Raw genomic sequence first — 1,225 nt, forward strand, 5'->3', positions numbered from 1 at the left:
TGCTGTAATAAGCAATGCTTCAAGGAAAAATCAAAAAGTTATTGTAGGCAAATTTAAAGATATAGAAAAACTTTCTAAAAAAGCAGAAAAACCAGCTGTAATAGTTTTTGGAGAAGTAGTTAATCTTCACAACAAACTTCCAAATTACAAAAATGTAATTTTAGAAATTAAAACTGGAGAGAAAGAATGGATAAGCTTATAAAAGTTTCACAGGAAAGAAATAAAAGAATTAACAAAATAGAAAAGCTAAAACAGGAGCACACTCCACAAGAAGCATGGGAAAAGTTAGAGTACTATGCAAAAAATGGGTTTTCTTCTATACCTGAGCACGATTTGAGTTATTTCTTTAAATGTTTTGGAGTGTTTTATCGTCCTGCAACTCCTGAAAAATTTATGATACGGGTTAGAATACCAGGCGGAAAACTAACGTACCAACAAGCAAAAAAATTAGGCGAGGTAGCTCAAAAGTATGGGAATGACTATATAGACCTTACAACAAGAATGCAGGTAGAACTAAGATTTATAACTATTGAAAACCTACCAACTGTATTAAAAGAGCTTGAAAGCGTTGGAATTACCACTTTTCAAACAGGTGTAGATAACTTTAGAAATATAGTCCAAGACCCTCTTGATGGGCTTGCATTTGATAATGTGATTGAGACATGGGATATTTTGCTTAAGTTGCAGGAAGTTTTCCTCAAAAAAGAAGAATGGATATGTAAACTGCCAAGAAAATTTAACATTGGAATAAACGGCTCTTATTCAAACAGATGTAATATTTACGGACATGATGCTTGTTTTGTACTGGCGGAAAAAGATGGGGAGTTTGGGTTCAACGTATATCTGGGAGGGAAAGTGGGGGCTGTTGCTAAGTCTGCTGACGTGTTTCTCCCTGGGGACGAAGTTCCCCCCTTTTTTGAAGCTCTGGCAAAGATATTTAAAAAGTACGGTTTTAAAGACAGCAGGAATAAAAACAGACTTAAATATATGATTGACGCTGTTGGAATGGAAGAAATTATAAATGCTGTAAAACAGGAAGCAGGAAGGGATTTTAAAAAAGCAGGTACAACTTTAACCCAGTTAGAAGGCGGAGAAAAAATTGGAAAGATAAAACTAAAAGACGGAAGTTATGCTGTGCATATGGTAGTTCCTTCCGGGATATTTTCTGGTTCTGCAATGATAGAAGCAGTAGAAGCTTCAAAGAGTTTGGAAATGGAGAAATCAG

At 35.1% G+C, this 1,225-nt stretch carries 2 pseudogenes; both read left to right on the plus strand.

The window, feature by feature from the left end:
- Positions 1-202: pseudogene (locus HG1285_RS20085) on the plus strand (hypothetical protein); the annotation flags it as partial.
- Positions 187-1,225: pseudogene (locus HG1285_RS00855) on the plus strand (ferredoxin--nitrite reductase); the annotation flags it as partial. The pseudogenes HG1285_RS20085 and HG1285_RS00855, both read left to right, overlap by 16 nt.

Source organism: Hydrogenivirga sp. 128-5-R1-1 (genome assembly GCF_000171895.1).